The organism is Streptomyces sp. NBC_00078, assembly GCF_026343335.1.
Lineage (GTDB): Bacteria > Actinomycetota > Actinomycetes > Streptomycetales > Streptomycetaceae > Streptomyces.
On sequence record NZ_JAPELX010000001.1, the window covers coordinates 2864564 to 2891291 of the forward strand.

The 26728-nt window shown below is 70.7% G+C and carries 19 protein-coding genes; 11 read left to right on the top strand and 8 right to left on the bottom strand.

The features are described from left to right. Nucleotides 1-41: 41 nt before the first annotated feature. Nucleotides 42-1295, bottom strand: coding sequence for a deoxyguanosinetriphosphate triphosphohydrolase (locus tag OOK07_RS13380; protein WP_266680051.1), 1254 nt, complete (start codon nucleotides 1293-1295; stop codon nucleotides 42-44). 55 nt (nucleotides 1296-1350) lie between these two features. Further along, on the bottom strand, nucleotides 1351-2316 hold the full coding sequence (locus OOK07_RS13385; RefSeq protein WP_406311637.1) for a sirohydrochlorin chelatase: 966 nt from the start codon (nucleotides 2314-2316) through the stop codon (nucleotides 1351-1353). A 225-nt stretch (nucleotides 2317-2541) separates the two neighbouring features. Between OOK07_RS13385 and OOK07_RS13390 the strand changes: the two genes are divergently transcribed. Both OOK07_RS13390 and OOK07_RS13395 read left to right on the top strand, forming a co-directional pair. Beyond that, nucleotides 2542-3318, top strand: a complete 777-nt coding sequence (locus OOK07_RS13390) for a SanA/YdcF family protein (RefSeq protein ID WP_266680053.1) — start codon at nucleotides 2542-2544, stop codon at nucleotides 3316-3318. Nucleotides 3319-3342: 24 nt separating this feature from the next. Further along, on the top strand, nucleotides 3343-5514 hold the full coding sequence (locus tag OOK07_RS13395) for a molybdopterin oxidoreductase family protein (protein WP_266680055.1): 2172 nt from the start codon (nucleotides 3343-3345) through the stop codon (nucleotides 5512-5514). Nucleotides 5515-5537: 23 nt separating this feature from the next. Here the strand turns inward: OOK07_RS13395 and OOK07_RS13400 are convergent, their stop codons facing one another. Continuing rightward, nucleotides 5538-5948, bottom strand: coding sequence for a gamma-glutamylcyclotransferase family protein (locus OOK07_RS13400; protein WP_266680057.1), 411 nt, complete (start codon nucleotides 5946-5948; stop codon nucleotides 5538-5540). A 150-nt stretch (nucleotides 5949-6098) separates the two neighbouring features. On the opposite strand from OOK07_RS13400, the gene OOK07_RS13405 reads away from it, so the two are divergent. Continuing rightward, nucleotides 6099-7751, top strand: coding sequence for a M4 family metallopeptidase (locus tag OOK07_RS13405; protein WP_266796612.1), 1653 nt, complete (start codon nucleotides 6099-6101; stop codon nucleotides 7749-7751). 226 nt (nucleotides 7752-7977) lie between these two features. Here the strand turns inward: OOK07_RS13405 and OOK07_RS13410 are convergent, their stop codons facing one another. Next, nucleotides 7978-8493, bottom strand: coding sequence for a hypothetical protein (locus tag OOK07_RS13410; RefSeq protein ID WP_266796614.1), 516 nt, complete (start codon nucleotides 8491-8493; stop codon nucleotides 7978-7980). Between the two features lie 361 nt (nucleotides 8494-8854). Further along, nucleotides 8855-9583: an NADPH-dependent FMN reductase gene (locus OOK07_RS13415; RefSeq protein WP_266796616.1), complete on the bottom strand. Its 729-nt coding sequence runs from the start codon at nucleotides 9581-9583 to the stop codon at nucleotides 8855-8857. Between the two features lie 279 nt (nucleotides 9584-9862). On the opposite strand from OOK07_RS13415, the gene OOK07_RS13420 reads away from it, so the two are divergent. The 5 genes from OOK07_RS13420 (at nucleotide 9863) to nirD (ending at nucleotide 15528) form a co-directional block, all read left to right on the top strand. Further along, nucleotides 9863-10399, top strand: a complete 537-nt coding sequence (locus tag OOK07_RS13420; protein WP_266680079.1) for a GVDTG sorting domain-containing protein — start codon at nucleotides 9863-9865, stop codon at nucleotides 10397-10399. Nucleotides 10400-10531: 132 nt separating this feature from the next. After that, a complete protein-coding gene (locus tag OOK07_RS13425) occupies nucleotides 10532-11155 on the top strand; it encodes a class F sortase (protein ID WP_266680081.1) in 624 nt (207 codons plus the stop codon). A 217-nt stretch (nucleotides 11156-11372) separates the two neighbouring features. Then, entirely contained in the window at nucleotides 11373-12587 is a 1215-nt protein-coding gene (locus OOK07_RS13430) for an NAD(P)/FAD-dependent oxidoreductase (protein WP_266680083.1), read from the top strand. Further along, nucleotides 12587-15181, top strand: a complete 2595-nt coding sequence (gene nirB / locus OOK07_RS13435; protein WP_266796619.1) for a nitrite reductase large subunit NirB — start codon at nucleotides 12587-12589, stop codon at nucleotides 15179-15181. Before OOK07_RS13430 ends, nirB begins: the two co-directional genes overlap by 1 nt. After that, entirely contained in the window at nucleotides 15178-15528 is a 351-nt protein-coding gene (nirD, locus tag OOK07_RS13440; protein ID WP_266680088.1) for a nitrite reductase small subunit NirD, read from the top strand. The genes nirB and nirD overlap by 4 nt, the downstream gene beginning before the upstream one ends. 7 nt (nucleotides 15529-15535) lie before the next feature. Here the strand turns inward: nirD and OOK07_RS13445 are convergent, their stop codons facing one another. From OOK07_RS13445 to OOK07_RS13455, 3 genes are all read right to left on the bottom strand, one after another. Further along, complete coding sequence (locus OOK07_RS13445; protein ID WP_266680089.1) at nucleotides 15536-16462, bottom strand: oxidoreductase; 927 nt, start codon at nucleotides 16460-16462, stop codon at nucleotides 15536-15538. Between the two features lie 218 nt (nucleotides 16463-16680). Continuing rightward, nucleotides 16681-19401: a pyruvate, phosphate dikinase gene (gene ppdK, locus OOK07_RS13450; protein ID WP_266680090.1), complete on the bottom strand. Its 2721-nt coding sequence runs from the start codon at nucleotides 19399-19401 to the stop codon at nucleotides 16681-16683. Between the two features lie 406 nt (nucleotides 19402-19807). Beyond that, complete coding sequence (locus tag OOK07_RS13455) at nucleotides 19808-21004, bottom strand: ROK family protein (RefSeq protein ID WP_266680091.1); 1197 nt, start codon at nucleotides 21002-21004, stop codon at nucleotides 19808-19810. 120 nt (nucleotides 21005-21124) lie between these two features. On the opposite strand from OOK07_RS13455, the gene OOK07_RS13460 reads away from it, so the two are divergent. The 3 genes from OOK07_RS13460 (at nucleotide 21125) to OOK07_RS13470 (ending at nucleotide 26514) form a co-directional block, all read left to right on the top strand. Continuing rightward, on the top strand, nucleotides 21125-22564 hold the full coding sequence (locus tag OOK07_RS13460) for an MGH1-like glycoside hydrolase domain-containing protein (RefSeq protein ID WP_266796622.1): 1440 nt from the start codon (nucleotides 21125-21127) through the stop codon (nucleotides 22562-22564). Beyond that, nucleotides 22561-24498 (top strand): amylo-alpha-1,6-glucosidase, encoded by a 1938-nt coding sequence (locus OOK07_RS13465; protein ID WP_266796623.1) that lies wholly within the window; start codon nucleotides 22561-22563, stop codon nucleotides 24496-24498. Before OOK07_RS13460 ends, OOK07_RS13465 begins: the two co-directional genes overlap by 4 nt. 195 nt (nucleotides 24499-24693) lie before the next feature. Beyond that, nucleotides 24694-26514 (top strand): LTA synthase family protein, encoded by a 1821-nt coding sequence (locus OOK07_RS13470; protein ID WP_406311644.1) that lies wholly within the window; start codon nucleotides 24694-24696, stop codon nucleotides 26512-26514. Nucleotides 26515-26728: the final 214 nt, after the last annotated feature.

Sequence of the window (26728 nt, forward strand, 5' to 3'; positions counted from 1 at the left end):
CACATTCGGGCTCTTTTGGCGTCACCCGCGTCCCGTCTGTCTCACCGATGCCCCGTCAGACTCGAGTGAAGTGAGCGGGCCGAGGCGTCGGTGAGGGAGGCGATCTGGTCGACGATCACGCGCGCCCGGGCCCTGTCGTCGGGGGCCTGGTCGAACAGGGCGCGGAACTGGGGGTCGAGGCCGTCGGGGGCGCGCGCGGTGAGTGCCTCGGCCAGCTCGGCGACCACGATCCGCTGGTCGGCCCGCAGCCGCTCCTGCTCGGCGCGCTGCATGACGTACCGGTCGGCGACCGCCTTGAGGACCGCGCACTCCAGCCGGGTCTCGTGCGGTACGACGAGTTCGGCGCCGTACCGGGTGAGCCGGCCGGTGCCGTACGCCGCGCGGGTGGCGGTCTCGGCGGCGAGGCAGAAGCGGCCGATGAGCTGGCTGGTGGCGTCCTTGAGGCGGGCCTGGGCGGCCGCGGAACCGTCGTAGCCGTGCGGCCACCACTCCTCGTCCTGGAGGCGGTCCAGGGCGGCGGCGAGCTCGGCGGGGTCGGTGTCCGCGGGGACGTAGCGGCCGACGGCGACCTCGAAGACCGCCTGCCGTTCGGGTTCGGCGTGCAGGCAGTTGGGGTCGATGTGTCCGGCGTGCAGGCCGTCCTCGACGTCGTGCACCGAGTACGCCACGTCGTCCGACCAGTCCATGACCTGGGCCTCGAAGGTGGTGCGGGTTTCGGGGGCCTCCTTGCGGACCCAGTCGAAGACCGGGCGGTCGTCCTCGTAGACGCCGAACTTCGGGGAGTCCGGGGCGGTGGGATGGGCGCCCCTCGGCCAGGGGTACTTGGTGGCCGCGTCCAGGGTGGCGCGGGTGAGGTTGAGGCCGACGGAGCCCTCCGGGGTGAACCGTTTGGGCTCGATACGGGTGAGGAGCCTCAGGGACTGGGCGTTGCCCTCGAAGCCGCCGCAGTTCTCGGCGAACTCGTTCAGTGCCTGTTCGCCGTTGTGGCCGAAGGGCGGGTGGCCGAGGTCGTGGGAGAGGCAGGCGGCTTCCACGAGGTCGGGGTCGCAGCCGAGGGCTGCGCCGAGCTCCCGGCCGACCTGGGCGCACTCCAGGGAGTGGGTGAGGCGGGTGCGGGGGCTGGCATCCCACACCTGGCTGCGGGTGCCCGGGGTGACGACCTGGGTTTTGCCTGCGAGCCTTCTCAGCGCCGAGGAGTGCAGGATGCGTGCCCGGTCCCGCTGGAAGGCGGTGCGGCCGGGGCGTTTGTCAGGTTCTGGGGCCCAGCGTTCGGTTGACGACAGGTCGTACGGCATGACTCGACAGTAAGGGCACGGACTGACAATCCGCCCATGCATCCGCCGAGTACTGTCATACGGCGAGTGCGGGTCGTGCGGGGCCGGTCGCGCCCTGGGGCGCAGCCGCGGACCGACGCGGCCCCGCGCCCCTGAGGTCGGTGATCGGCGCCCGCGTCGACAGTGCCTGGTCGTAGCGGTGGACGACCAGCTCGGCCATCGCGGGATGCGTGCCCAGGGGGGCCGAGGCGATCCACGGGGCCGCCTGCGCGCACTCCGTGGCGAAGCGGCCGGGGGCCGTGAAGTACGAGGCGACGGCCACCCGGTGGCGGCCGCTCGCGATCAGGGCGCGGATCGCGTCAGGGACCCTCGGGGCGGCTGTGGTGGCGTAGGCGGGGACCACCGGGACGCCCAGGCGTTCGGACAGCAGGAGGGCCGTGCGGTTGGTGTCGACCTTGGACTCCGGATCCCGGGAGCCCGCTGCGGCGAGGACGACCGCGCTGGTGCGGCGGGTCGCCTCGTCCATACGGGTGCGCCAGCCGGCCTCGACCAGACGGTCGGCCAGGGCTTTCGCGAGGAGGGGGTGCGGGCCGAGCGGGGCGGCCACGCGCGTGCGTGCCTCGGCCGCGGCGGCCATCTCCGGGATGTCCTGCTTGACGTGATAGCCGCGGCCGAGGAGCAGGGGGACGAGGACCGCCTCGCCGGTGCCCAGGCCGGCGAGCGTGTCGGGGAGCAGGGGTTCGTTCAGTTCGATGTGGCCCAGGTGGACCGGAAGGCCGGGGCGCTGTTCGCGGACGCGGTCCAGGAGCGTGCGGACGGTGCTCAGGGCGCGCGGGTCACGGCTGCCGTGCGCCACGACGACGAGCGCGGGAGGGCCCGGGCGCCGCCTGCCGTTGAGGGAGACGAGGCTGAGCTGGCTGGCGAGCTGGCTGCTGATCCGGTTCATGAGGTGCGCCGTACTGTCGAGGTGGGCCGCCGGGACTGGCTGGGCCGCACCGGGCTTGGACACGGACTCGTCGCGAGGAGGGTTCGACGGCGTCATGGACCGATGGTGGCGGCGAGAGGTTGCCACGCCGTTGCACGAGAATGACGGGCGTTTTCCGGCAGTTCACCGTGAGGGGTGTGGGGTGTGTGAGGTGACGTGACCTGCGGTTTCCCATCTCGGAGTGAACCTGGTCACGTATCACGTGCCGAACCGTCCGGCCTGACAGGGCGTCTACGACTGTCGAAAGGCCGGCCGGGGGGCCGACCGGGAGGGGACCGTCCGATGCGCCGACCCACGCTGCGCAGACCGCGCCTGCCCCGCACGCGCGCCGGCCGGCGCAGGCTGGTGCAGGCCGTGATGGCCGGCTGCGTGCTCGCGCTGCTGCCGTCGACCTGGATGTACGTCGTCACGGATGACCGGCTGCGTACGACGGCCGACGCGCCCCGCACCGAGGTCGCCGTCGTCTTCGGCGCCGGCCTCTGGGAGGGCGAGCCCTCCCCCTACCTGGCGCACCGTCTCGACGCGGCGGCCAAGCTGTATCGCGAGGACCGTGTCGAGGTCGTCCTTGTCACCGGTGACAACAGCCGCAAGGACTACGACGAACCCGACGCCATGCGCACGTACCTGACGAAGCACGGTGTCCCCGGCTCCCGGGTCGTCAGCGACTACGCCGGCTTCGACACCTGGGACTCCTGCGTCCGGGCCAGGAAGGTCTTCGGCGTCGACAGGGCCCTGCTGATCAGCCAGGGCTTCCACATCCGGCGGGCGGTCGCACTCTGTCAGGCGGCGGGCATCGAGTCGTACGGCATCGGGGTCGACGCCAAGCACGACAGGACCTGGTACTACGGCGGCACCCGCGAGATCTTCGCGGCGGGCAAGGCGGCCCTGGACGCGGTGTTCCACCCGGACCCCCGGTTCCTCGGGCCGAAGGAACCAGGGGTGACGAAGGCGCTCGCCGACGCCCGCCGACGGCCGGAGCGGTGCGTGCCTCACTCCGTCGGGGCCCGCGCGGGGAGACCGCCGTCTTGCCCGCGTAACGAGCGGCTCTCGCGGACGTAACACGGCCGAAGCACGCTGAAGGGCATGCAGACCTCCGCGACGCCCACCCACTGCCCGTACTGCGCCCTGCAGTGCGGGATGAACCTGACGCCCGCGCCGGACGGCACGGTCGAGGTGAGCGAGCGCGCGGACTTCCCGGTGAACCGGGGTGCGCTGTGCGGCAAGGGCCGCACCGCGCCGGCCCTGCTCTCGTCCCGGGTGCGCCTGACCTCCCCGTTGGTGCGCTCCGAGGGCACGCTGGTGCCCGCCACCTGGGACGAGGCGCTGGACCGGATCGCCGCGGAACTGCACGGCACTCGTACGGAACACGGCCCGGACGCGGTCGGCGTCTTCGGCGGGGGCGGCCTCACCAACGAGAAGGCGTACACGCTCGGCAAGTTCGCGCGGGTGGTGCTCGGCACCTCGCAGATCGACTACAACGGCCGCTTCTGCATGTCGTCGGCGGCGGCCGCGGGGACGAAGGCGTTCGGGCTCGACCGCGGGCTGCCCTTCCCGCTGGAGGACATCCCGAAGACGGGCTGTGTGATCCTGGTGGGCTCCAATCTCGCCGAGACGATGCCGCCGTCCCTGCGCTTCTTCAGCGAACTGCGGGAGAACGGCGGCACGTTGATCGTCGTGGACCCGCGCCGCACGAAGACCGCCGAGCAGGCCGACCTGCACCTGGCACCGCGGCCCGGCACGGATCTCGCGCTGGCACTCGGCCTGCTGCACCTGGTCGTCGCCGAGGGCCGGGTGGACGAGGAGTACGTGGCCGAGCGCACGGCCGGCTGGGAGGACGCCCGGGCCGCGGCGATGGCGCACTGGCCGGAGTACGTGGAACGGATCACGGGTGTGTCCGTTCCCCAACTCCGGGAAGCCGTACGGCTGTTCTGCGAGCCCGAGAACGCGATGGTACTGACGGCGCGCGGGCCCGAGCAGCAGTCCAAGGGCACGGACACGGTCGGCGCGTGGATCAACCTGTGCCTGGCGACCGGCCGCGCGGGACGCCCGCTCGGCGGTTACGGCTGTCTGACCGGGCAGGGCAACGGGCAGGGCGGGCGCGAACACGGCCAGAAGGCCGACCAGCTGCCCGGCTACCGCAAGCTGGACGACCCCGCGGCACGGCGGCATGTGGCCGAGGTGTGGGGCGTGGACCCGGACAGCCTGCCGGGACCGGGCCGCAGCGCGTACGAGTTGCTGGACGCCCTGGGGACGGACATCAAGTCCCTGCTGCTGATGGGGTCGAACCCGGTGGTGTCGGCACCGCACGCGGCTCACATCGAGGAGCGTTTCAAGTCGCTCGACTTCCTGGTGGTGTGTGACGTCGTACTGTCGGAGACCGCCGCCCTCGCGGACGTCGTCCTCCCGGTCACACAGTGGGCCGAGGAGTCCGGCACGACGACCAGCCTGGAGGGCCGGGTGCTGCTGCGCCGGCGTGCGCTCACCCCTCCCGAGGGCGTCCGGAGCGACCTGGAGGTCATGCACGAACTGGCCTGCCGGCTCGGGGTGGAGAAGGGCTTCCCGACCGACCCGGAGGAGGTCTTCGAGGAGCTGCGGCGGGCCAGCGCGGGCGGCCCGGCCGACTACTCCGGGATCACCTACCGCAGACTCGCCGAGGAGAACGGGGTGTTCTGGCCCTGCCCGGCGGCCGAGCCGGGAACGGGCATGCCCGAGGCCGGGACAGGCACCACCGGAACGGGTACATCCGAGGCCGGGGCAGGCCGGTCCGAGGCCGGTGTCTCCGACGGACCGCACCCCGGCACGCCCCGCCTCTTCCTCGACCGTTTCGCCACCCCGGACGGCCGGGCCCGGTTCGCGGCCGTCTCGCACCGGGCGTCCGCCGAGGAGCCGGACGAGGAGTACCCGGTGCTGCTGACGACCGGCCGCGTCGTCGCCCAGTACCAGTCCGGCGCCCAGACCCGCCGCGTGGCGGAGCTGAACGCCGCCGCGCCGGGCCCCTTCGTGGAACTGCATCCGCGGCTGGCGGCGCGCCTCGGGGCGGCGGAGGGTGATCCGGTGGCGGTGGTGTCCCGTCGGGGCCGGGCCGTCGCACCCGCCCGGATCACCACCGCGATCCGCCCGGACACCGTCTTCATGCCCTTCCACTGGCCCGGCGAGGGCCGCGCCAACACCCTGACCAACCCGGCCCTCGACCCGACCTCGCGCATGCCGGAGTTCAAGACGTGTGCGGTGCGGCTGGAGACCGTTCACCCCTAGCCGGTCCGGCGCCCGGCGCATGCCTACCTGACCCGCCAGTCCCCGCTCTCGATCAGCTTTCCGCGGGCGCGCAGCCGGGCCGCGACGGCGGGTGCGGCCACGTACACCCAGGCGCGTACGTGCGGGCCCGCGGCGCCACGGACCACCTCGCGCTCGACGCGTTCGTAGAGGCTGCGCGGGTCCGCCGCGGCGTACTCCTCCAGCCGGTCGAGCGCGACCAGCAGCTCCTCGTACTCCTCGGGCAGCGCGGTCACGAGCTCGCCGTACACGATCCCGCCCCGCTCCTCGACGGCGTAGGGATAGCCCGGCCCGTCGTACAGCACCGCGCCGTACAGCCGCCCCGGCTCCTCGGACCGGGTGCGGCCGCGCAGGAACAGGTCGTGGTTGACCTCGCCGGGGAGAAGGGTGCCGTAGACGAAGAACGGGAGGGTCACAAAAACGATTCTCTCTCCACACATACCTCCTCGTCAGCGCTATGGACCTCGCTCTGTCATGACCCCTTAAATCTTGGTCAACACCCGCGATTCCTGGTCGACACCAGCGTCGTACCCCATGCGCCCACGGGCGCCTTTCCGAGGAGATCGATGAGTCGGATACGTATCGACGTCCGGGGCTCCCGTCGCCTCGCCGCCGCCGGTGTGGCCGCAACAGCCGCCACCCTGCTGGCCGCCACCCTCTCCCCCGCCGCCGTCGCGGCCGACGAACCGACCAGGGCGGGCGCGATCGAGAACGCTGCGTCGGCGCTCCTGGAGCACGCCGCGAGCCTCCAGCTCACCACCGACGAGGGCACGAAGGTGCGGGACGTCGTCGTCGACCAGGACGGCACCCAGCATGTGCGATACGACCGGACGTACCGTCAGCTCCCGGTTCTGGGCGGCGACTTCGTCGTCCATCTGAAGCCGGACGGGGCGCTCCGCAGCGTGAACCGGGCGACGCGGAGCAAGATATCCCTCGCCTCGATCGTCCCCTCCATATCCGCGCCGAAGGCCGCCGACCTCGCGGCGAACGCCCTGCGCGCGGTCAATCTCGGCGAGACGCTGAAGAAGCTGACGGCCAAGCCACAGCTGGTCGTCGACGCCCTGCACGGGGCGCCCAAGCTGGCGTGGCGGACGAGCGTCGCGGCGCGGGACTCCCTCGGCAACCCGGTCTCCCGCACCGTGATCACCAACGCCCGCACCGGCGCGCAGATCGACGCCTGGGACGACATCGAGACGGCGACGGGTGACGGCAAGTCGCTGTACAGCGGCACGGTGCCGCTGCAGACGACGCTGTCGGGATCGACGTACCAGCTCAAGGACGCGACGCGCGGGGGCACTTACACGGGTGACGCGGCGAACCAGACGGACCTGTGCTTCCTGACCAGCGTCTGCGTCAGCCGCGCCCCGTCGACGGTGTTCACCGACCCGGACAACCACTGGGGCAGCGGAACGAGTTCCGACCGCGCCTCCGCCGCCGTGGACGCGCAGTACGGCACCGACGTGACCTGGGACTTCTACAAGAACGAGTTCGGCCGCAACGGCATCGCGGACGACGGCAAGGGCTCGTACAACCGCGTCCACTACGGCAACAAGTACAACAACGCCTTCTGGGACGACAGTTGCTTCTGCATGACGTACGGGGACGGTGACGGTACGACGCTCGGACCGCTGGTGGGTCTGGACGTGGCCGGCCACGAGATGACGCACGGCGTCACCTCCAAGACCGCGGCGCTGACCTACTCCGGCGAGTCCGGCGGCCTGAACGAGGCGACCTCCGACATCCTCGGCACGCTGGTGGAGTGGTACGCGAACAACTCCTCCGACCCCGGCGACTACCTGATCGGCGAGAAGGTCGTCCGCTCCGGCTTCGGCGCCGAGGCCCTGCGGTACATGGACAAGCCGTCCAAGGACGGGGTGTCGGCGGACTACTGGAGCAGTTCGGTCGGCAAACTGGACGTCCACTACTCGTCGGGCGTCGCGAACCACTTCGCGTACCTCCTGGCCGAGGGCAGCGGCGCGAAGACCGTCAACGGCGTCAGCTACAACTCCCCGACGTCCAACGGCAAGACGGTGACGGGAATCGGGCGGGAGAAGCTGGGCCAGATCTGGTACCGGGCGCTGACCGTCTACATGACGTCGTCGACCAACTACGCGGGGGCACGCACGGCGACGCTCAGCGCGGCGAAGGATCTGTACGGGGCGGGCAGTACGGAGTACGACGTGGTGGGGGCGGCCTGGAGTGCGGTGAATGTGAACTGACCGTTCCGGTCGGGCTGTGTGAGGGCCGCCTCGGTGATCGAACCGGGGCGGCCGCATTTCCCCTGCTGCTGCCGCCAGTTCAATCGGCAGGGTTGTCGATGGCCGCGAGATCGATCACGCCCCGCCTGCCGAGGACACACTAGCCCTCCACAAGACGCGAGCGTCAAATCGATCCAGAACACCGCAGACACCCAAACCCCTGGCGCCTCATTTTCTCGATGACGTCCTACACGGCATCGAGGTCCAAGTTTTCCAGGTGCAAGTCTGCAGGGAGGTTTGACCTGGCCTCCACTTGATAGATGCGCAGCCGGGCCTTCAAGTCTTCGTAGGCCATCAGCAACTCAAAAGCATACGCTGCAGCCACCTTGGACCTGCCTGCGACGATCTCCTCAAAGAGGATCTCTGTGCACCCACGCACCGCCTCCTTGCAGGACTCAGCAATTTCCTCCTGTTCGCCATAGACGAGATTTGAAAGGACTGCAAGTAGGTGCGGCCGCCATTCTACGGAGACCTCAGAGGCAGCAAGAGAGGCAGCAACCATCCCGGCCGTCGCCGGAGCAGGCTCCATGAGGTTGGATTGAATATACGCATGGTTATCCGCCCAGCCTTCTCCAACACTGCCCGGGGTCGGACCCTGCAGATAGGCCATAAAATCCCGAGGGATGTGCTCCGCGCTCCGATTACAGCCGCACGACATTCTCTGCCAGCCGTAACGTGAGGCTTCGATTTCCAGAATCCGCATGATGTCCTTTCACCTGCCCCAGGGACCACCGGGCTCAGCCTCGGCTCCATCGATGAATCGGGACGGCGGATAATCCGCCTGACATTTGACACAAACCGGCTTGGGCATGACCTTGAGTTCACCGTTGGCGTCTCGCCCGATGGTGTACGCGTTAGTGAAGATCACCTTACTCGCATCCCCTCCCAAGGCATTACAAACGTTGCCCTCCGCACAGTAGCTGTAGCCTCCCGGCGCATGTGCCCCAGAGGACGCCACGGCTATCTCACCGGTCTCGACGTGGTATCCACCGGCGTAGGTCCGGTCTCCGGTTCGCTTGATATACGTAGGGATGTTGTCCCGGGCGAGATCGTATGCAAGCCGATCAGCGGTCCTCAACTGACCGTCGGCAGTCCAGCCAGCTCCAGCCGGGTAGGTGTCGAGCGGAGCAAATGGCGGCTTGTTGGGCGCCCAATCCACGCATGCTCGGGCGCAGAAGAGGAAGGTCGAGAGTAAGGCCGCCGGACTTGGCACCGGTCCCGAATAGGCCCTTGCCCCACTGCCAGGCTGGCCCAACGGACGGGTCGTCGAGGTGGCCGTCGGTGAAGGACGAGCCGGCGTTGTGGAACGACACCGTGTCCCGGATCGTCACCGCGTGGAGTTCGGCGAAGACCTGGCGGAGGTGTTCCACGGCACGCAGTCCGCCCGCGAGACCGCCGTAGGAGACGAGGGCGACGGGCTTGGCGCGCCATTCGGTGAAGTGCCAGTCGATGAGGTTCTTGAGGCCGGCCGGGTAGGAGTGGTTGTACTCGGGGGTGAGGACGACGTACGCGTCCGCGGCCGCGAGCTTCGGGGTGACGGAGGCGAGGGCCGCGCTCGCCTCGGGGGACGGGGCGAAGGTCGTGGGGAGGTCCGCCTCCGCGACGTCCACGACCTCGACGGCCATGTCGTCGTGGTCGCGCAGGTGGCGCAGGAGCCAGTCGGCGACGACGGGGCCGAACCGTCCGTGGCGGTTGCTGCCGATGACGAGGGTGACGGCGAGGGGCACGTCGGTGAGGGGCGCATGGGCCGCGAGGGCGGCGTGGGCGGTGTCGGGAGTGTCTGTGATCTGCATGCGCCCCAGGCTCGTACCTCAACCATCCTTGAGGTCAAGTCCGCGGCGTGATCGCCGGGTCACCCGTTCACACGCGCGCCCTGCGCCCTTCGGGTGCTCTTCCGTACAGCCCCCGCCCCACGCCGATGACCTGCGGGAAGTCGCCCCGAGCAGCCCCACCGCGCGCCGATCTGACACCCATTCACCACATTTCTGACACTCCTTCAGGAAGCGCGTTCGCGCCGCTGCCACTTACCTCGGAAGGGCAGAGGACACCGAAGAGAGCTCGAAGGAGCACCGATGCGACGTACCGCCCGTCTGCTGACCGGGACCGCGCTCGCCGTCGCCGCCGCGGGCTTCGTGGCCGCGCCCGCGTACGCGGACGACGGCGGGAGCGGCGGCAGCAGCAGCGGCTCCCTGGAGGTCCTTCCGTCGTCGGTGGTGCCCGGCGGCGAGGTCACGGTGACCACCGCGGACTGCGAGAACGGCACTGCGGCGGGCGATGCCGGCGCGGTGGGGGCCGGTGCCTTCACGCTCGCGCCGAGCACGCACGAGGGCGAGGCGATCGGGCAGTTCCGGGTGCCGCCGAGCGCGCAGCCGGGGACGTACGAGATCGTCGCCAAGTGCGCCGAGGGCGACCGGCAGGTCAAGGGCGACCTGGTGGTGACACTGACCGCGGCACGCGGGCAGGAGCCCCGGGGAAGTGTGAAGACGGGGGTCGGCGGCGCTCTGGGCCCCGATCCCGTGCAGACCGCGGCCGGCGTGGCGGCTCTCGCCGTCGCCGCCGCGGGCGGTACCTGGCTCCTGCATCGCCGGGCGAGAGGCGACGGGATCTGACGGACACCCTCCGCTGTCCGTCCGCCGGTACCGCATGTCCCGCCCCCTCCGGGTCCGACGCCCCTCGCGGCCCGGAGGGGGACCGGGTCCACCCTGTCCACCAGGGTCCCGCTCGCCAGGCAGGAGGCTCGCGTGCGCAGAATCAGCAATGCCGCGATAGGCGCCGTCACGGTGGTGGCCCTGTGCTCGGGCGCCTGGCTGCTCGGCGGCGGCGCGGAGACGAATGCCCCGCCGCAGCCGTCCGCCGCCCAGGCGGCCCGTACCGGCCAGGGCGGCGAACCTCCCGTCGCGCGCGCGCTGCCGCCGTCCCCGCCCGACCGGATCCGCATCCCGTCGATCCGTGTGAACGCACCCGTCATGGGCCTCGCCCTCACCACGGCCGGCAGTCTCGACGTGCCGCCCGCCGCGAAGAAGAACCTCGCCGGCTGGTACGAGGCCGGCACCACCCCCGGCGAGCGGGGCACCGCCATCGTCGCCGGCCATGTCGACAACGCCGACGGCCCCGCCGTCTTCTACGACCTCGGCGCCCTGAAGAAGGGCAGCCGCATCGAGGTGGACCGGCGCGACGGCGGCACGGCGCTGTTCTCGGTGGACGCGGTCGAGGTCTACGGCGCCGAGCACTTCCCCGACGAAAAGGTGTACGGCGCCGCGGACCGGCCGGAGCTACGGGTGATCACCTGCGGCGGCGGGTATTCCCGCTCGACCGGCTACCAGGGGAACGTGGTCGTGTTCGCGCACCTCACGGGGAGCCGCTGACAACGGCCCGCGCGATGGTCCGCGCGCACTCCAGCGACTGCGCGCGCGGTGTCCATCTCCACGTCGTACAGCACATCCCGGTGGACCACCTCACACTCCGCCCCCGACATGCCCCCGGAACCCTCACACCCGCTGCGGGCTCCCGAAGAGGGCAGCGTTCCTCGGGGGAAACAGTGGTGATGCTGCCGGGTAACACCCGCACCGCACGCTCCTAGGCATGACCTCGAATACGCGTGTGGTGGTGATCGGCGCCGGCCTCGCGGGCGTCCGTCTCGCCCGGCGGCTCGGTGAGCTGGGCACGCCCGTGACGCTCGTCGGCGAGGAGGAGCACCGCCCGTACAACCGGGTGCTCCTCGCCGAAGTGCTGGCCGGGCGCTACAGCCCCGAGGTGATCGCGCTGCCGTCCCCCGCGGACCTGACGCGCGCCCGGGTCATCGGCATCGACCGCGCCGGACGGACCGTCGAGTGCGCGGACGGCTCGAAGATCGCATACGACACGCTGGTTCTGGCCACCGGCTCGAACCCGGTGCTGCCGCCCCTGCGCGGCCTGTTCACGCCGGACCACGTGCTGCCCGAGGGTGTGCACGCGTTCCGCACGATGGATGACTGCCTCGGCCTGTCCAAGGCTGTGCGGCCGGGGGCGAAGGCCGTCGTCATCGGCGGCGGGCTCCTCGGGGTGTCCGCGGCCCGCGCGCTCGCCCAGCGTGGCGCGCAGGTCGTCCTCGCCCAGCAGGGCGAGCGGCTCATGGAGCGCCAGCTCGACCCGAGCGCCTCGAAGCTGGTGAAGCGGCACCTGAGGGACCTCGGCGTGGAAATCCACACCGAGTGCCGGGTGCGCGACGTGCGGTGCGTGGGCGGTGTGGTCCGCTCGGTCGAGATGCACGACGGCTACACGCTCGACGCCGACCTCGTGGTCCTGGCCTGTGGTGTCCACCCGAGGGTGGGTCTCGCACAGACCGCGGGCCTTGAGGTGCGCAAGGGAATCGTCGTCGACGGCGAACTGCGCACCTCCGACCCGCACATCCGGGCGATCGGCGACTGCGTGCAGCACGACGGCACCGTGTACGGGCTCGCCACTCCGGCGCTGGAACAGGCCGAGATCCTCGCCGAGTTGCTCGCCGGGCGTTCGAACGCCCGGTACACCGGCACCCGTTCACTGACCCGGCTCACGCTCGCCGGGCAGAACTCCCCCTTCGACCTCGCCGCGTTCGGCGAGACGGAGCCGCGTCCCGGGGACGACGTCGTCCAGTTGGCGGACGCCACCCGCGGCACCTACCGCAAGGTCGTCGTCCGCGACGACCGCCTGGTCGGCGGAGTCCTCGTCGGCGAACTCGGCACCGTCGGCGCGCTCGCCCGCGCCTGGGAGGGAGCAGAGCCGCTCCCCGACGACGGTCCACTGCTCCACCTGCTCACCAACGATGGAGGCTCCTGATGACCGCCACCCTGGGGGCCACCCCCACGATCGTGCTCGTCGGCCACGGCATGGTCGGCCAGCGCTTCCTCGAAGCGCTCGCCGAACGCGGCCTGACCGCCACGCACCGCGTGGTCGTCCTGTGCGAGGAGCCGCGTCCCGCCTACGACCGCGTGCAGCTCACCTCGTACTTCTCCGGGAAGACACCCGAGGAACTCTCCATGACCGACATGGAGTTCATCGCCGACCACGGCATCGAGCTGTACGTCGGCGACCCGGCGGAGACGATCGACCGTGCGGCGAAGAACGTCACGGCCAGGTCCGGCCAGGTCTTCGCGTACGACACCCTCGTCCTCGCCACCGGTTCGTACCCCTTCGTACCGCCCGTCCCGAACAAGGACGCCGAGGGCTGCTTCGTCTACCGCACCATCGAGGACCTCCTCGCGATCGAGGAGTACGCGAAGACCCGCACCACCGGTGCCGTGGTCGGCGGCGGTCTGCTCGGCCTGGAGGCGGCCGGTGCGCTGAAGGGGCTCGGACTCACCTCCCACATCGTGGAGTTCGCGCCGCGTCTGATGCCCGTGCAGGTCGACGAGGGCGGCGGCGCCGCGCTCCTGCGCACCATCGAGGACATGGGCCTGTCGGTCCACACCGGTGTGGGCACGCAGGAGATCGTGGTCGACGAGGCCGGCGCCGTCACCGGTATGAAGCTCTCCGACGGTTCCGAACTCGCCACCGACCTGGTGGTGTTCAGCGCCGGTGTCCGCCCCCGCGACCAGCTGGCCCGCGACTGCGGTCTGACGGTCGGCGAGCGCGGCGGCATCACCGTCGACGAGCAGTGCCGTACGGTCGCCGACCCGCATGTCTTCGCGATCGGCGAGTGCGCGCTGGCCTCCGACGGCCGGGTGTACGGCCTGGTGGCACCCGGTTACGAGCAGGCGGAGACGGTGGCGGCGACCATCGCCTCCGACGAAGCCGCCTTCGTGGGCGCCGACCTGTCGACCAAGCTGAAGCTGCTCGGCGTGGACGTGGCGTCCTTCGGCGACGCGCACGGCACCACCGACGACTGTCTGGACGTCGTCTACTCCGACTCCCGCGCGGGCCTGTACAAGAAGCTGGTCATCGGCCGTGACGGCACGCTGCTCGGCGGCATCCTGGTCGGAGACGCGGACGCCTACGGCACGCTGAAGGCGTTCACCGGCTCCATTCCGCCCGTCTCGCCCGAGTCGCTGGTGCTGCCCGCCGGTGCCGGCGAGTCCGTCCAGCTCGGCCCGTCGGCGCTGCCGGACGAGGCGATCATCTGCTCCTGCCACAACGTCAGCAAGGGCACCATCCGCGGCGCGGTGACGGAGCACTCCTGCACCACCGTGCCCGACGTGAAGAAGTGCACCAAGGCCGGTACGGGCTGCGGCAGTTGTGTCAAGGTCCTCGGCCAGCTCGTCACCGCCGAGCTGGAGGCGAGCGGCGTCGAGGTCGACAAGGGCCTGTGCGGCTGCTTCTCGCAGACCCGCGAGGAGCTCTACGAGATCGTCCTCGCCCTGCGCGTCAACACCTACCGGGACCTGCTGGACCGCTACGGCCGTGAGGAGGCCAGGAGCGGTGACGGCTGCGAGGTCTGCAAGCCGGCGGTCGGCTCGATCATCGCCTCCCTCGCCCCGACGATCGGCGCGAGCGGCTATGTCCTGGACGGCGAGCAGGCGGCCCTGCAGGACAGCAACGACCACTTCCTGGCCAACCTGCAGAAGAACGGCTCGTACTCGGTCGTCCCGCGCATCCCCGGCGGTGAGATCACCCCCGAGGGCCTGATCGTGATCGGCGAGATCGCCCGCGACTTCGGCCTCTACACGAAGATCACGGGTGGTCAGCGGATCGACATGTTCGGCGCGCGGGTCGAGCAACTCCCGCTGATCTGGATGCGGTTGGTGGACGCCGGCTTCGAGTCCGGCCACGCCTACGGCAAGGCGCTGCGCACGGTGAAGTCCTGCGTGGGCCAGACCTGGTGCCGCTACGGCGTCCAGGACTCCGTGCGCATGGCGATCGACCTGGAGCTGCGCTACCGGGGCCTGCGCTCCCCGCACAAGCTCAAGTCGGCGGTCTCCGGCTGCGCCCGCGAGTGCGCCGAGGCCCAGTCGAAGGACTTCGGCGTCATCGCCACTTCCAACGGCTGGAACCTGTACGTCGGCGGCAACGGCGGCGCGACCCCGCGCCACGCCGACCTGCTCGCGCAGGACCTCACCGACGCCGAACTGGTCCGCCTCATCGACCGGTTCCTGATGTTCTACATCCGCACCGCCGACCGCCTGGAGCGCACCTCGACCTGGCTGGAGCGCATCCCCGGCGGCCTGAGCCACGTGCGCGACGTGGTGGTGGAGGACTCCCTCGGCATCTGCGAGGAGCTGGAGTCCCTGATGGCGGACCACGTGGCGAACTACGCCGACGAGTGGGCCACCACCATCAACAACCCGGAGAAGCTCGCCCGGTTCGTGTCCTTCGTGAACGCGCCCGACACCCCCGACCCGGTCGTCGGCTTCGTCCCGGAGCGCGACCAGATCAAGCCCGACCTGCCGCTGCTCACCATCGGCCACCGTCCCCTGGAAGGAAGCGCCCAGCGATGACCCTGGCACCCGAGACGACCGAACTGAAGATTCAACTCCAGCTGGACAACGGCTGGTTGACGGTCTGCGACCTCACCGAGCTGATCCCCGGCCGAGGCGTGGCCGCGCTTCTGCCCGACGGCCGCCAGGCCGCCCTCTTCCGCGATCGCGGCGGCAAGGTCTACGCCATCGACAACCGCGACCCCTTCGGTGGCGCGGCGGTCCTCTCCCGCGGCCTGACCGGCACCCACCAGGGCCGCCCCTTCGTCGCCTCGCCCCTGCTGAAGCAGCGGTTCGACCTGACCTCCGGGGAGTGCCTGGACGACGAGTCGGTACGGGTGGCGACGTACGAGGTACGAACCAGCTGACTCACGCTCACACCTTCAGGCCGGCGTAGGTCACGCCCGTCAGCTGCTCGGACGCGGCCCACAGCAGTTCCCCCGCCCGGTCGTCGAGCGTCCACGGTGCCCGCCACGAGGGCGCCGGCGCGCCGCGCCACATCATGAACGACGGTCCGTTGAAGGAGTCGGGCCGCACGTCGGGGGCGGTCGCCGCGTACAGCGTGCTCAGTGCGCCGGCCTCCGCCGACTGCGCGAGGACCCGGTTGCCGATCTCCATCACCCGCCCGGCGAGCCGGCGCCCCTCCATCCGGGGTGCGGTGCCCTGCAGATTGGTGGCCGCGTATCCGGGGTGGGCCGCGGCCGCCACCACGTCCGCACCCTGTGCCGCCAGCCTGCGTGCCAGCTCGTGCGTGAAGAGAAGGTTGGCGGTCTTGGAGCGGGCGTAGGCGATCCAACGCCGGTAGCGGCGCTCGCTGTTGAGGTCGTCGATGTCGATGTTGGCCATGGCGTGCGCCTCGCTGGAGACGGTCACGACACGTGCTCCGGGCGTGCCGAGCAGCACGGGCAACAGCAGACCGGTCAGGGCGAAGTGCCCCAGATGGTTGACCCCGAACTGCGTCTCGAACCCGTCCGCGGTCGTCCCGTACGGCAACGCCATCACCCCGGCGTTGTTGACGAGCAGATCGAGCCGCTCGTGACGGAACCGGTCCGCGAACTCCCGTACGGAACCCAGGTCTCCGAGGTCGAGCCGGGCGAACTCCGCGACCGCACCCGGCACTTCGCCCACGATCCGATCGGCCGCCGCGCTCCCCCGCACCTCGCTGCGGCACGCGAGCACCACCCGCGCCCCCTTGCGCGCCAGCTCCCGCGCGACGACGTACCCGAGCCCGCTGTTGGCCCCGGTGACGACGGCGACCCGGCCGCTCTGGTCAGGAACGGCCTTCTCGTCCCAGCCGGACATGGCGACTCCCTCCGCGAACGGGTGAATGCCCAGCGTACGAGACGAGGCCCGCCGCCCGGACGACGCAAGAGGGCGGCACCCCCGCACGGGTGCCGCCCTCTCTTGGTGATCCGGAACCGCCGCCCATCGGTGTTGAGGGTCGGGGACGGGCGGCGGCTCCGGGGTTCAGTGGCCGCAAGGCCGGCCGGTGACCTTAGGGCCGGCCGGTGACCGTCGGGTCAGCGGTGGTCGCTGCCCGTCGACTGTGTGGCCGCGCGGCCCGCCTCCAGGCGCGCCACCGGGATCCGGAACGGCGAGCAGGAGACGTAGTCCAGACCCACCTCGTGGAAGAAGTGGACCGACTCCGGGTCACCGCCGTGCTCGCCGCACACGCCGAGCTTCAGGTCGGGGCGGGTCTCACGGCCCGCCTTCACCGCAGCCTGGACCAGCGAACCCACGCCGTCCCTGTCGATCGTCTCGAACGGCGACACCCCGAAGATGCCCTTCTCCAGGTACGCCGTGAAGAACGAGGCCTCCACGTCGTCCCGGCTGAAGCCCCACACCGTCTGCGTGAGGTCGTTCGTGCCGAAGGAGAAGAACTCCGCCGCCTCCGCGATCTGCCCGGCCGTGAGGGCCGCGCGCGGCAGCTCGATCATCGTGCCGATGGCGAGCTTGAGCTGCGTGCCGGTCGCGGCCTCGACCTCCGCGATGACCAGGTCGGCCTCCTCGCGGACGATCTCCAGCTCCTGGACCGTGCCGACGAGCGGGATCATGATCTCGGCGCGCGGGTCGCCCTTGGCGTTCTTGCGCTCGGCCGCGGCCTCGGCGATCGCCCGGACCTGCATCGTGAACAGGCCGGGGATGACCAGTCCCAGACGTACGCCGCGCAGGCCCAGCATCGGGTTCTGCTCGTGCAGGCGGTGCACGGCCTGGAGCAGGCGCAGCTCGTTCTCGTGCGGGTCCTTGCGGGACTCGGCGAGGGCCACGCGCACCGACAGCTCGGTGATGTCCGGCAGGAACTCGTGCAGCGGCGGGTCCAGCAGCCGGACGGTGACGGGCAGGCCGTCCATCGCCGAGAACAGGTCCACGAAGTCCTGCTTCTGCAGCGGAAGGAGCTGCTTGAGGGACTCCTCGCGTTCGTCGTCCGTGTCGGCCAGGATGAGACGCTCGACCAGCTCACGGCGGTCACCGAGGAACATGTGCTCCGTACGGCACAGGCCGATGCCCTGCGCCCCGAAGCGGCGCGCGCGCAGCGCGTCCTCGGCGTTGTCCGCGTTGGCGCGCACCCGCAGCCGGCGCTTGCGGTCGGCGAAGGCCATGATGCGGTGCACGGCCTCGACCAGTTCGTCGGCGTCGTTGGCGCCCGCGTGCATCCGGCCCTCGAAGTACTCCACGACCGGGGACGGGACCACCGGCACCTCGCCGAGGTACACCTTGCCGCTGGACCCGTCGATGGAGATGAGGTCGCCCTCCTCCACCACGTGCCCGCCGGGCACGGTCATCCGCCGGCGCTTGGTGTCGACCTCCAGCTCCTCGGCACCGCAGACACAGGTCTTGCCCATGCCGCGCGCGACGACGGCCGCGTGGGAGGTCTTGCCGCCGCGCGAGGTCAGGATGCCCTCGGCCGCGATCATGCCGTCGAGGTCGTCGGGGTTGGTCTCCCGGCGGACCAGGATGACCTTCTCGCCCGAGCGCGACCACTTCACGGCGGTGTACGAGTCGAAGACCGCCTTGCCGACCGCCGCACCCGGCGAGGCCGCGATGCCCCGGCCGACCTTCTCGACCTTCGCGTCCTCGTCGAAGCGCGGGAACATCAGCTGGGCGAGCTGGGCGCCGGTGACCCGCTGCAGGGCCTCGGTCTCGTCGATGAGCCCCTGGTCGACCAGCTGGGTCGCGATCCGGAAGGCCGCACCCGCGGTGCGCTTGCCGACGCGCGTCTGCAGCATCCACAGCTGCCCGCGCTCGATGGTGAACTCGATGTCGCAGAGATCCTTGTAGTGGTTCTCCAGGGTCTCCATGATCTGCATCAGCTGGTCGTACGACTTCTTGTCGATCTGCTCCAGCTCCGCGAGCGGGACGGTGTTGCGGATGCCCGCCACCACGTCCTCGCCCTGCGCGTTCTGCAGGTAGTCGCCGTAGACGCCCTGGTGGCCGGAGGCCGGGTCGCGGGTGAACGCGACGCCCGTGCCGGAGTCCGGGCCGAGGTTGCCGAACACCATCGAGCAGACGTTGACGGCCGTACCGAGGTCGTGCGGGATGCGCTCCTGGCGGCGGTAGAGCTTGGCGCGCTCGGTGTTCCAGGAGTCGAAGACCGCGTGGATGGCGAGGTCCATCTGCTCACGCGGGTCCTGCGGGAAGTCCCGGCCGGCCTCGGTCTTGACGATCTTCTTGAACTTGGTGACCAGCTTCCTGAGGTCAGCGGCCTCCAGCTCGGTGTCGACGCTGACCTTCTTGGCCGCCTTCGCCGCCTCCAGCGCCTCCTCGAAGAGGTCGCCCTCGACGCCGAGGACCGTCTTGCCGAACATCTGGATGAGGCGGCGGTACGAGTCCCAGGCGAACCGCTCGTCGCCGGCCTGCTCGGCGAGGCCCTTCACGGACTTGTCGGAGAGCCCGATGTTCAGGACCGTGTCCATCATTCCGGGCATCGAGAACTTCGCGCCGGAGCGGACCGAGACGAGCAGAGGGTTGTCGGCCTGACCGAGCTTCTTGCCCATGCGGGCCTCAAGAGCGTCGAGGTGCGCACTCACCTCGTCACGCAGTGCCGCCGGCTCCTCGCCACTGTCGAGGTAGACCTTGCAGGCTTCGGTCGTGATGGTGAAGCCAGGGGGAACGGGGAGCCCCAGGTTGGTCATCTCCGCGAGGTTCGCGCCCTTGCCACCCAGGAGGTCCTTGAGGTCTTTGTTTCCCTCGGTGAAGTCGTAAACGAACTTCGCTACGTGGGGTTCTTTGTTTTCCGACACGGTCTCGACTCCCTCGAGGACGCGGTGGCTGCCCTGACGGCGAGGAACATACCCAGATCGAAGGCGTCTGGGTACGTCTACTCGCGCGTCATGCGCCCGTAACCAGTCGTCCGCCAGTGGATCGAAAGTCAAAGCTTGGCAAGCGATGACGGGCACATGTTTTCACTTCTTGAACGCAACCCTCCTCACTCGCCCCAGAATTGCGCTCACATGAGCGCCTCTCAGCACGTTTGATTTCGATCGATGAACGATCAAGGGGTGGCACTCCGTGCCACCCCTTGGAGAAGTGCAGTCGCTCATGATCCGCTCATCTGAGCGTAGCCCTTATCAAGGGTGGCAAGAATCACGCTGTCACAGGCGGCCAGATTTCACCATGCGGACGCGATCCGGGACAGAAACGCGGACGTCACACACCCATCGCGAGCAGCCGCTCCTCCACCCGCTCCGGCGCGTACAGGTGCTCCACGACCAGCGCCCCGGCCCCCACCAGCCCGGCCCGCTCCCCGAGCCGCGAGGTCACGACCTCCAGATGGGCCGTGGAGCGGGGCAGCGCCCGCTGGTACAGCAACTCCCGGACCCCCGTGAGGAAGGGAGTTCCGGCCAAATCCCCGGCGATCATCAGCACTCCGGGGTTCAACAGCGTGACGACGGTCGCCAGGACGTCCCCCACCAGCCGCCCGGCCTCCCGGGCGAGCCCGACCGCCTCGGGATGGCCGGCCGCCAGCAGATCCCGCACATCCGAGCCGGAGGCCGTCGGCAACCCGGCCTCCGCGAGCCGCCGGGCGACGGCGCCACCGCTCGCGACGGCGGCGAGACAGCCGTACGCACCGCACCGGCACAGCGCCTCCGTGCCCACCCGGATGTGCCCGATGTCGCCGGCACCCCCGTCGATGCCCCGGTAGATCGACCCGTCGACCACGACCCCCGCACCAATACCGGTCGACACCTTGACCAGCACGAACGCCGAACAGCCCGCGTATCCCGTGCGCTGTTCGCCATACGCCATGAGGTTCGCGTCGTTGTCCACGAGCACCGGCACCACCCCCGCGCCCGCGCACTCGGCGAAGGCTCCGGCGAGGCGGCCTCTTATGTCGTGGCCTTCCCAGCCCGGCATGATCGGCGGCTGTACGACCCGGCCGGTGTCGCTGTCGACGGGCCCCGGCACCGCGAGCCCGATCCCGCAGACCGTCCGAGCCGGCTGCCCGGCCTTCTCCAGCAACTCGGCGAACCAGCGGCCGAGTTCACCGAGTACGGCGTCCGGGCCGTCCTCGATGACGAGCGTGCCGGAGTGCTCGGCGAGGATCTCGCCGGCCAGGGAGAGGACGGCCGCGCGGGCGTGGCGGGTGTCGAGGTCGGCGGCCAGCACCACCGCGTGCTCGTCGTCGAACTCCAGGGTGATGGAGGGGCGTCCGCCGAGGGGCGAGTCGACCGGGCCGCCGGCGCCCTCGCGCAGCCAGCCCGCACGGAAGAGCCGGTCGAGGCGCTGGCCGACGGTGGCACGGGAGAGCCCGGTGGCCTGCTGGAGCGCGCCGCGCGTGGTGGCCCGCCCGCTTCGCACCAGTTCGAGCAGATCGCCGGCGCGAGCCTGGCCACGTCCAGTCATGCGCACCCCCTTGTGTTTCCCAAGCCTGCATTACATATTGAGTTTTGCGTGTTAAATAGACGTAACTCTACGGTAGCTACGACCGAACCGGTCGACCGCACGTCTTTCGGGGAGCCCCGAGTGGATCGCACTGCCCAACTCGCCAGCCGTGCCGCACAGCACCCCATTGCATACGATCCACCGCCCGAGCCGGACGCGGTGCACCTCGGAGCCGTGCGCGTACTGGAGGACAACTGGACGGGGACCTCGACCGTCCCCTCGCGCCGGCTGTATCCGCACCAGTGGTCCTGGGACTCCGCGTTCATCGCGATCGGCCTCAGGCATCTGTCGCCGTTACGGGCGCAGCGGGAGCTGGAGACGCTGCTGGACGCCCAGTGGGAGGACGGGCGGATCCCGCATATCGTCTTCAACCCCTCCGTCCCGCTCGACGCGTACTTCCCGAGCCCCGACTTCTGGCGCTCCTCGACCGCCGGGCGCGCCGCGGGCGCCCCGCGCACCGTACAGACCTCCGGCATCGTGCAGCCACCGGTGCACGCGCTGGCTGCCTGGCTGGTGCACTGCGCCGACCCGGGCCTGTCCCGCGCCCGCGGCTTCCTCACCCGGGTGTATCCCCGCCTCGCCGCCTGGCACCGCTATCTGCTGCACCGCCGCGACCTCGGCTCGGGCGGCCTCGTATCCGTCGTCCACCCCTGGGAGCAGGGCATGGACAACAGCCCCTGCTGGGACGCCCCGCTGTCCCGCGTCACCCCCGCCCCGGCCCGGTCCTTCCGCCGCGCCGACCTCGACCACGGGGCCGCCGAGGACCGGCCGACGGACCTGGACTACGGGCGGTACGTGCGGCTGGCGACGGACTACCGGGATCGCGGGTATGCCGACGGGGCCTCGGAGTTCGCCGTCGAGGATCCGGCGTTCAACGCCCTGCTCATCGCCTCCGAGCACGCCCTGGCCCGGGTGGCGGACGAGTTGGGCGCGAGGGGTGCGGCCCGCCGTGCGCGGGCGGAGCGGCTGACGAGCGCGATGCTCGACCGGCTCTGGGACCCGGCGCGGGAGATGTTCTTCTGCCGGGACGTGCACAGCGGGGAGCTGATCCCGGAGCGAAGCGTCTCGGGCCTGCTTCCCCTGCTGCTGCCCACACTGCCGCGCGAGACGGCCGACGCCCTTGTCCGCACGACCCGCGGACCGCACTTCCAACTCGGCAGCGCGACCCGGCTCCCTCCGTCCTACGACCTCCTCGGCGAGGCCTTCGACCCGCACCGCTACTGGCGCGGCCCGGCCTGGTTCAACACGAGCTGGCTGCTGGAGCGGGGGCTGCGCACCCACGGCGAGCAGGCGATGGCCGACGCGCTGCGCGAGGCCGTCCTGGACATCGCCCGCACCTCCGGGTTCGCGGAGTACGTGGACCCGTACACCGGCGAGGCGTGCGGCGCGACCGGGTTCGGCTGGACCGCCGCGCTCGCGCTGGATCTGCTCCACACGCGCCCCGGACACGGCGTGTCCCTCATGGGCGCCGGCACGTTCGACAGCAGTGACAAGGCAGTCAGGGGAGGGGACCAGGCATGACGGACCGGCATCATCTGCTTGTGCACGGCGGGACGTTCGCGGCCGTGGGCGACGGCGGGGACATCAGCGGCGTCCGGGGGTCGGGCTCCCCGGACGGGTTGTTCGTGCGTGACGCCCGGCACCTGAGCCGTTGGCAGTTGACGGTCGACGGCGCCGTACCCGAAGCGCTCACGCCGGTCACGAACGGGGACACGGCGCGTTGTGTCCTCGTACCGCGCGGCGGACGCCAGGAGCCGCCCGCGTACACGATCTTCCGCGAACAGGCCGTCGCCGACGGCGCGTTCGTCGAGTCTCTACGGGTGACCAGCAACCGTCCGGTGCCGACGACGGTCCGCCTCGCGGTCACCGCGGACGCCGACTTCACCGACCAGTTCGAGCTGCGCTCCGACCACCGCACCTACACCAAGATCGGTGCCGTCCGCTCCCGCCGAGCCCTCGACGACGGCATGGAGTTCGGCTACCAGCGCGGCGACTGGCGTTCGAGTACGACGGTGCGGACCACCCCCGCCCCGGACGCCGTCGAGGAGACGGGCACGGGCGCCCGCCGCCTCGTATGGACCCTGGACCTCCAGCCGCACGGCACGGCGGAACTGACGCTTCGGGTGGCGGCCCACCCCCACGGAACCGCCGGCGCCCCGCAGGTCCCGACGTCCCCGAGCGACGCGAACGCTCAACTCCGCGCTCTGGAAAGCGAGTTCGTGGAGGGTGTGTCCTTCCCGACCGGCTGGCCCGAGCTGGCGGCGGCCTGCGCACGCGGCCTCGCCGACCTGGCCGCACTCCAGGTCCCGGCGACCGGACCGGACGGCGAGGACCTGCGCGTCCCGGCGGCGGGCGCCCCCTGGTTCCTGACCCTGCTGGGCCGGGACGCCCTGCTCACCTCGCTCTTCGCCCTCCCCTACCGCCCTCAGCTCGCCGCGGCCACCCTCCCGGCCCTCGCCGCCGCCCAGGCGACCGAGACCGGAGCGGACTCGGTGTCCCAGCCCGGCAAGATCGTGCACGAGGTACGGCACGGGGAACTGGCGCACTTCGGCCAGGTGCCGTACGGCCGTTACTACGGCTCCGTGGACGCGACCCCCCTCTTCCTCGTCCTCCTGGGCGCCTACGTCGAGCAGACCGGGGACGCGGCCCTCGCGCGCCGGCTGGAGCCCCACGCCCGAGCGGCGATCGGCTGGATGCTCGACCACGGCGGCCTCACCTCCCGCGGCTACCTCGTCTACCGCGCCGACCAGGGCGGCCTCGCCAACCAGAACTGGAAGGACTCCCCCGGCGCGATCTGCTCCGCCGACGGGACCCGGCCGAGCGGGGCGGTGATGGCGGCGGGCGCCCAGGGATACGCGTACGACGCACTGCGCCGCACGGCGTGGATCGCCCGCACGGTATGGGAGGACGGAACATACGCGGCGTTACTCGAACAGGCCGCCAGTGATCTCCGTGACCGCTTCCAGCGGGACTTCTGGATGCGGGAGCGTTCCTTCCCGGCACTCGCCCTCGACGGCGACGGGAAGCAGGTCGACGCCCTGGCCTCGGACGCGGGGCATCTGCTCTGGTCGGGGCTGCTGGACAAGGAGTACGGGGAGGCCGTGGGCCGGCGGCTGCTGGAGCCCGACTTCTTCTCGGGCTGGGGCGTGCGGACGCTGGCCGCGGGCCAGGCCGCCTACCACCCGCTCTCCTACCACCGCGGTTCGGTGTGGCCGCACGACAACGCACTGATCACCCTGGGACTGGCACGCTACGGGCTGCATGACGAGGCCCGGCTCGTCGCCCACGCCCTGGTGGACGCGGCGACAGCGGCCGGGCACCGGCTGCCGGAGGTTCTCGCGGGGTACGGCAGGGACACGCAAACGGAGCCGGTGCCGTATCCCCATGCGTGTGTGCGGGAGTCCCGCTCGGCGGCGGCTCCACTGGCACTGCTCACTGCGGTGGGTGGTGCCTGATCACCGCGCGGGTCCGGTCGGGTGGCGCCCCGGGTTCGAGCCGTCGGCGGCAACGTTGACCGGGCGTTTGCCCGGTGTTTGCCCTGGGATGTGAACAGGGGGCCGAGGCCGGCCGTACGGACAGGTGGCGGGTCCCAGCCTCCCCAGCGCGACCCGCCACTCCGCATCGGGGCCTCGCATGGAAGGACCTTCGGGTTGCCTCAGGACACGAGCACGCGCCAGACAACGGAAACGGCAGGGGCGCCCGAGGACGAGACCGCGGAGCGAGAAGCCGATGAGGAACTCGTCGCCCCGAGCTTCCTCTCCCGCGTACGCTCCCTTCCGCGCCCCCACCCCCGGCGGGCCTGGCGGCGCTGGAAAGCCTCGCACCCCGTGCCCGCGCAGGTCATCGGCATCGTCGTGACGCTCGGCGCGCTCGCGCTCATCGTCGCGGCGCTCGTGATGCCGAACCGCCTTGAGACCTTCCGCCCGGCCGAGTTCATACGGCTGCCGGTGGAGGCGCTGCTCGGGGCGGCCGTGCTGACCGCTCTGCCACGCAGGCCGAGGCTGATCGTGGCGGTGCTGTTCGGGCTGCTGCTCGGCGTGCTGACCGTGCTGAACCTGATGGACATCGGCTTCTACGAATACCTCGGCCGCGGCTTCAACATCATCCTGGACTGGCCGCTGCTGACCGACGCGCAGTCCTACCTCGGCGACATGCTGGGCAAGGGGACGGCCCGGCTGGCGGCCGTCGGCGTCGTCCTGCTTGTCGCGCTCATCCTCGCGGTGACGGTCCTCGCGGCGGTCCGCGTCGGCAACCTGGTGGGCCGGCACCCGGGCCACTCGACCCGCGTCCTCCTCGTGCTGTGCGCGTTCTGGATGACCTGCGCGAGCGTGAACCTGCAGAACGCCGGCGTGCCGCTGTCCGCCGAGCACACCGTCACGATGCTCAAGTACCGGGCGGAGCGGATCCGGGACGCCATCCGGGACGAGGCGGCGTTCGGGAAGATCGCGCGGGCGGACACCTTCGGCAACACACCACCCAGCCAGTTGGTGCCGGATCTGCGCGGCAAGGACATGGTCTTCACGTTCATCGAGAGCTACGGCCGCAGCGCGATCGAGGACCCGGTCGAGGCACCCGGAGTGGACGCGACACTCGACGCGCGCACCAAGGCCCTCGCGAAGGCGGGCTTCCACGCCAAGAGCGGCTGGCTGACGTCGGCGACGTACGGCGGCAGCAGCTGGCTCGGCCATTCCACGACCATGTCGGGCCTGTGGATCAACAACCAGAGCCGCTACCGGACCGTCACCGCGGGCAACGGCGAACACCTCACCCTCACCAAGGCGTTCCAGAAGACCGGCGCCTTCGACACGGTCGGCGTCATGCCGGGCGTGCAGAAGGGCTGGCCGGAGGCGACGTGGTACGGCCTCGACAAGGTCTACAACGCCTTCCAACTGGGCTACCAGGGACCGAAGTTCAGCTGGTCGACGATGCCCGACCAGTACGCCCTCGAACAGTTCCAGCAGCGCGTGCACAGCCAGAAGCCGGCCGACGGCAAGTCCCGCGTGTCCTTCCTCATCCTGACCTCCAGCCACCAGCCGTGGGCCCCGATCCCCAAGATGGTCGACTGGAAGGACCTCGGCAACGGCTCGATCTTCAACGCCATCCAGAAGGCCGGCAAGAAGCCCTCGGACATCCTCACCAGTTCGCCCAAGTCCCAGGCGGAGTACGGCAAGTCGATCCAGTACTCGGTGACCGCCCTCACCCAGTGGCTGGAGCGCTACGGCAACGACAACACCGTCCTGGTCTTCCTCGGCGACCACCAGCCCATCGCCCGGGTCAGCGGCAACCACGCCAGCCGGGACGTCCCGATCTCGATCGTCGCCAAGGACCCGAAGGTCCTCGACAAGGTCAACTCCTGGAACTGGACAGACGGCCTGCGCCCCGCCCACAACGCCCCGGTCTGGAAGATGAACAAGTTCCGCGACGCCTTCCTGACGGCATACGGCTCGACCCCACACCCGAAGAAGGGCTGAGCGGAGCCCGCAACGGCGGGAAGGAGCCGAAGCAACTGAGGAGAACACCACCGCAGCCGCCGCAGGCCGCAAAGGCGGGAAGGAGCCGGAGCGGAGAACGCCACCGCAGGCGCCGCAGCCCGCAAACGGCGGGAAGGGGACGGGGCGACTGAGGAGAACACCACCGCAGCCGCCGTAGGCCGCAAAGGCGGGAAGGAGCCGGAGCGGAGAACGC